Genomic DNA, 5,388 nt, shown 5'->3' on the forward strand with positions numbered 1-5,388 from the left:
GGAGATTTGGCCATGTCCCGAATATGGGATTTCCTGGCCAAAATGGAAAGAGCGCGGTGGGGAGAGGCGTGCCGGACAGCGCTGCTCCTGACAGCAGGCTGTCAGGAGCAGCGGGAAGGCGCCCGAAAGCTCTTGTCGTTACACGCCCCTGGCGGCTGATGCGACCTGCGTCGCCGACCCGTTCAGGCGCGGCACCACGACGAGGCGTTTGATTTTGCCCTTCTTGAAAGCGGCGAGGAAGCGCGCATAGTCCTTGAAGGCGACGCAGCCGCTCGACTGGGCGTAGCGGCCCCGGAGCAGGTAGGTATGGGCCAGCAGGCCGTTGCGATTGTATTTGTTGCGGCCATCGACCGGTGTCAGGCGCAAGGCCTCCACTCCGTGGAAGCGCGACTCGCGCATCGACAGATTGTAGGTGTTGGGCGGCGTCGGTCCGCGATTCTTCTGGTCGGCATAACGCGGCTGGTCCGCCATGGCGCCGATGCCTGAATGCGCCTCGAGCCTCGAGCCGTCAGGCATGTAGACGGTCGCGCTGCTGATGTCGTACACGGCGACGCCATTGCCGGCTCCGCTCCTGGCGGCTGGCGAGTTGAAGAGGTTCCTGAACGCCTTGCCAAGGCCGCCCGACGGGGTGTCGGGCTTGGCATAGGCCAGCACATCGCCGCCATCGGCCGGCCGGCCTTGCCGCGTCGGTTTTGCCGGCTGGGCCTGCTGGACCGTCTCGCGTGCCGGCTTCGGCTGCTGAACGGATTTCGGCTGCTGGACGGACTTAGGCTCCTGCTGGACCACTTTGGGCTGCGGCGCGTCGAATTGCGGACGCCGGGTCGGCAACGGCACGTCGTCGGTCAGAGCGTCCGGCAGCGCGGCGGCATCGCCGGGTTGATCCTGCTGGGTTTCGACGGGTGAAACCACGACATCGGCTGACGATTCCTCGATCGGCAGCGGTGAGGCGAACGCCTCGTCGTCGGCCGGCAGGGACTGCACCAGAGCAAGCGCCAACTGCGAATTGTCTGGCGTACCGGATTGGGCAAAACCCATCGGCGGCGGTGCGGTCTGCACGACCACCGAGTCGGTATCCAGCCGGGCGAAACGTTCGGCCGCCGGAACTGGCATGTTATCGGACAGGCTGGCTGTGACCTGGACGGAGGGCACCAACGACGCCTCGGCAATTCGCGGTGCGACGGTGGAGATCACCGGGCGGGTGTTGGCACTGGCGGCAGGCTTTCCGGCGTCGGCAAAGGCAGCGGCCAGCTTCATCGGCGAAAGCGACGCTTCCATGCGTTCGAAGCGCTCCTGCGCCTTCGACTTCACGGCGGCGGGCATCGGCTTTGCCTGCGCTACAAGGCGTTCGGATTTTTCCGCCCGCGCGCTTACCCTGGCCAGCTTGAAACAGCTGGCGCCGCACTGCACCGAATGATCATGCAGGGCCTGAGTGCCGCCATTGGCGTTGGCCAGCACGAAGGGTGCTTTCAAAAAGTGCTGTTTCAGCGGATCGGCAAGTGCGAGCGATCCCGGTGTCGACAGTGTCTGGGGCAGGCCAACCGAAGTTGCCGATAGAGAGGCGCCGACGGAACTGAGGCCAGCCATGGTGCCGATCAACCAAAGGCCGATGGCGGTGCTGACGCAAGGCAGCGCGACCCAGCGGGCCACCCGGCCAGCGTTGAAGGAAGGGGAACGTGGAGCATCGACGAACTCGCCGCCCTCACGCTGTCCCCGGTTTTTTTTGTGTGTACTCAACAACGCCATGCAACCAATCTCGCTTCAATCGGTTTCCCCGTACGTGGCCTTGAGAGCCGCGACGACCATTCTGTGAGTGATCCCAGGTGGTCCCCGACGCGTTTGCCGCGTCTGTAGTTGGTTGCCGATTGCTTCAAAATATGGACAAAGTTGGTTAATCAATTCCTCTCAAAACCAACGACGAGATGTGGATTTTGGCCAAATCAGCCTTCGTCCACGGCCAGGAAAGTGGTGTTGTCGCCCTTCCGACCTGGTTTTGCTGCCTGTTTTTGGCGGCCGAGTCAAGCAAAACAGCCACTGCTAATTTTTACGCAGCGCCTCCGCGCGGTGTATGCAGCGAACCGACTGCCGGCAGACCTGCCTACAAAAGGCGCGCGTGTTTCCGGTAAAACTGTTGCCTGCCATGCTAGATTTCTCGCGGGAAGGCGGCCTCAAACGGCCCACCCTCAGTTGAACCAAAGCGCAAACGTCAAAAACCCGTCGCCGCCGAACTGGCGCTGGATCTGGTCGAAATCGTCGCTGGTCGCGAGCTCGCCGCTTTCGAGGTAGGGCGCGATGGCCGGGCCGGTGATCGACAGCACGAGATCGAAGTTTTTTGGCTCGTCGAAGAAGCGCTTCATGTTGATGCCAAGCCCAGTACTGGCGGTGACGCGGAAATGCGGCAGCAGCCTGCGGCCTTCCAGGAGATCCTCGGCCATGGTCAAGGCGGCGAGCCAGGCCTGGACCTGCTCCTCGCCGACTTCGAGGCCGGTGAGCGGGTTCTCGCCCTTCTGCTGCGGTCCAGGCAGCCATTCGCGGTCATTGTCGGTCTCGGCGCGGATCGCCTTCCAGTCCTCGCGCGACAGCCGGATCATTTCCAGCAGGTGGCGGCGCGCCGCTTGCCGGCGCTCCGGTTCGATCACCGGCCAGTTGACGAGATGCACCATCGAGATGAAATCGGCGATGCGCCATTCCGAGGAGAAGATGCTCGAGCCCATATCGCCGGCCGGCGGCACCAGAATATCCTGCAGCGGCAATTTGGCGCGCGGGAACAGCATGTGAAACGAGCCGTCGAAGGTGCTCCTGAAATCATGCGCCAGCCAGAAATCGGCCTGCGCCATCAGGAACTCGGCATAGCCCTGCAGCCAGTAGCCGTCGGCGCGGTCGAAGCGGAAGGTGAGCGTGGGGGCGGCGGCGTCCGACGAGATACCGCCGCGCGAGAGTGAGGCGATGATCGCCGCCATGCTCTCGTCCGGCGCGATGGTGCCGTCCTCGTTGAGGTCGATGCCGGCATGGGTGAGATCGATGACCATGCCGATATCGGCATTGGGCGGCACCGAGGCAAACGTGGCTGCGGATTTCTCCAGCCGGTCACGGAAGCCGACCAGGATGGCGCGGAACTGCTCGTAAGTGAGCGGCTCGGGATTGGGATTGTCGGGCACTGGCAACCGCATCAGCGGCAGCATGAAGGATTGCGGGCTTTCGAAACCATGACGGTGCAGGCCGGTGGCCAGGATCTCCAGTGCGGCAAAGAACTCGCCCGCCCCGGCCGCATAGGCGGATGCCGGGTCTTTTGGCGCGGCAGCCTCCAGCGTCGAGAGAGCGGTGTCGCGCGCGGCCACGGTCTTCGCCTCAAACAATGTGGTTGCCGCTTCTGGCATTGCCGCCGACGCGGAAGACAGCGGCAGGAGCAGAATGAAAGCGGATGTCAGCAGGCCTGCCAGTCGTGTCATCTTTTCCCCCCAATGTTTGTCGCGCAGTGCAAACATACACCATTTGCAGCGTCGCGCTTCAACCCGCCCCGCGGACGGTCTACACAGGGCAAACAATTGGGCATCGCGTGTCGAATTATCCGTTTTCCTACAAGCTGTCCTGGCTGCCGCGTTTCCTGAAGCCGTCACTGGCCGGCGACGCTCAAGACTTTGCGCCGATGGCCGGGACGCTGATGGATCCACCGCCGAAGCAAGCGGTGCGGCTTGCCTTTGTCGGCGACATCTCGGCGGTGGCCAACCGCAGCGCGCCGGATTGCGATCCGGCGATCAAGGCGCTGCTCGGCGCTGCCGATCTGGTGATCGGCAATTGCGAAAGCCCTGTTGTGGACAGGCCAAGCGCGGTGCTGGGCACAAGGCTCGGCACGCATCATGCGATGAGCGAGCCGTTCCTGGCCGAGGCGCTGACGGCGGTTGGTGTTGCGCGCGAAAAACTCGTGCTGTCGCTGGCCAACAACCATGTGCTGGATCAGGGCATCGCCGGTTTCGACGAGACAATCGCGGCGTTGCTGCGGCTCGGCATCCGCACGATCGGCCTGGCCGACGGTCCGGTTGTGCCGATTCAGGTTGGATCGCTTGATATCGGCTTCGCCGCCTTCACGCTGTGGCGGAACGCCGATGAAAAACTGTTTGCCGGGCGCGTTTCGATGGACAGCGATCCGGCGAGCTGGCCACCCGCTGGCTTGGACCTTCTCTGCGCCGTGCCGCATTGGGACTGGGAGTTCCGACATTTTCCGCGCGACGGGACGCGAGCGCTGGCCAGGCGGCTGGCCGGGCAGGGCGCCGGGCTGATCGCGGGCCATCATGCCCATGTCGTGCAGCCGGTGGAAAAGATTGACGGGACGATCGTCGCCTATGGGCTCGGCGATTTCCTCGGTACCGCCTTTGCCCGGCAGCCATGGCCGGGCCGCATCGGCTCTATCCTCGTTGTCGATGTCAGTGCCGATGCCGGTACGCGCGGCAGGATCGCGTCTTACCGGATGCATCCCTTCATGCGCCTGCGCGCTGGCGACCACGAGCGGCTGGTGTTGATGGAGGCTTTGGAGGGCCGAATGCGTGACAGGGTCGCGGAGCGACTGAAAGCGGTCTTCCCTTCTCCACCAACCGATGAAGGCGTTCCCGCTTAACCATCTGGCGGCCCTTGCAAAACCAACTATCATGCTCCCGCAGAGGCAGGATTGCGGGGGTAGCGGTGGAATCAGCGGATTTCATGCCGAGCGAAACGGTCATCGCCGGCATCCGAAAAGACATCGAGGCCTATGAAGCGGCGAGGGCTTCGGCGGTCCGGCAGGTGCGCTGGCGGGTGCCGGTGTTCGTGGGGCTGGTGCTGGTGGCCGTGGTGCTGGTCGCCTGGCTGTTCAACAAGGTCGCCGACCCCAACGAGCAATGGGTCTCGACGCCGCATGTATTTCTCTATGTGATCGGCTTCGCGGCTTCGATCCTGCTCTATTTCCAGGCCAGGAAACCGGCGACGCGGCTGCAGCAATCGTTCCGCGAGACGCTGCTGCCGATCATATTCGGCTTCATCGCCGACATGCGCTACCAGCATGGCGTGACGCCGAATTCCTTCGACCGGTTGCCGCGCACGGCGGTTGGTCCGTTCAACCGGCAGGCGTTCGACGACATCGTGGCGGGCCGCTATGAGGGGTTTCCGTTCGAACTGTACGAGGCGCATCTGCGGGAAGGGTCGGGCAAGGGCTCCTCGACCGCCTTCCAGGGCGTCATCGTCGCTTTCGAGACCATCGCGCCGTTTCCCGGCATATTGGTGGCGACGCGGCGGACCAACGCGGTGATCAGCTTCTTTCGCGGCATATTTGCCAGCAAGCTGCAAGAGCTGTCCAGCGGCGATGCTTTGCTCGATGCCGCCTACGAGTTCCGCACCGACAATCTCGGGGCGGCACAGCCA

At 63.7% G+C, this 5,388-nt stretch carries 4 protein-coding genes; 2 read left to right on the forward strand and 2 right to left on the reverse strand.

Features of this window, described 5'->3' with window-relative positions; all coding sequences use genetic code 11:
• Positions 1 to 138: 138 nt before the first annotated feature.
• Positions 139 to 1,743, reverse strand: coding sequence for a DUF2778 domain-containing protein (locus ENZ74_RS20420; RefSeq protein WP_063168831.1), 1,605 nt, complete (start codon positions 1,741 to 1,743; stop codon positions 139 to 141).
• A gap of 437 nt (positions 1,744 to 2,180) precedes the next feature.
• Positions 2,181 to 3,446 carry a hypothetical protein gene (locus ENZ74_RS20425; RefSeq protein ID WP_127312952.1) on the reverse strand — a complete coding sequence of 422 codons (1,266 nt, stop codon included), beginning with the start codon at positions 3,444 to 3,446 and terminating at the stop codon, positions 2,181 to 2,183.
• Positions 3,447 to 3,553: 107 nt separating this feature from the next.
• On the opposite strand from ENZ74_RS20425, the gene ENZ74_RS20430 reads away from it, so the two are divergent.
• Together ENZ74_RS20430 and ENZ74_RS20435 are read left to right on the forward strand one after the other, a co-directional pair.
• Positions 3,554 to 4,609, forward strand: a complete 1,056-nt coding sequence (locus ENZ74_RS20430; RefSeq protein ID WP_063168830.1) for a CapA family protein — start codon at positions 3,554 to 3,556, stop codon at positions 4,607 to 4,609.
• A gap of 83 nt (positions 4,610 to 4,692) precedes the next feature.
• Positions 4,693 to 5,388, forward strand: a 696-nt coding sequence (locus ENZ74_RS20435; protein ID WP_164761100.1) for a hypothetical protein, incomplete at its 3' end; no start/stop codon positions are given.

Origin of the sequence: Mesorhizobium sp. M7A.F.Ca.CA.002.15.2.1, assembly GCF_003998715.1 — a bacterium.
Classification (GTDB): Bacteria; Pseudomonadota; Alphaproteobacteria; order Rhizobiales; family Rhizobiaceae; genus Mesorhizobium; species Mesorhizobium ciceri.

What these genes read in the sequence shown, in the direction of transcription:
- ENZ74_RS20420 (WP_063168831.1), bottom strand. Translation starts at nt 1,743, where the DNA reads ATGGCGTTGTTGAGTACACACAAAAAAAACCGGGGACAGCGTGAGGGC.
- ENZ74_RS20425 (WP_127312952.1), bottom strand. Translation starts at nt 3,446, where the DNA reads ATGACACGACTGGCAGGCCTGCTGACATCCGCTTTCATTCTGCTCCTG.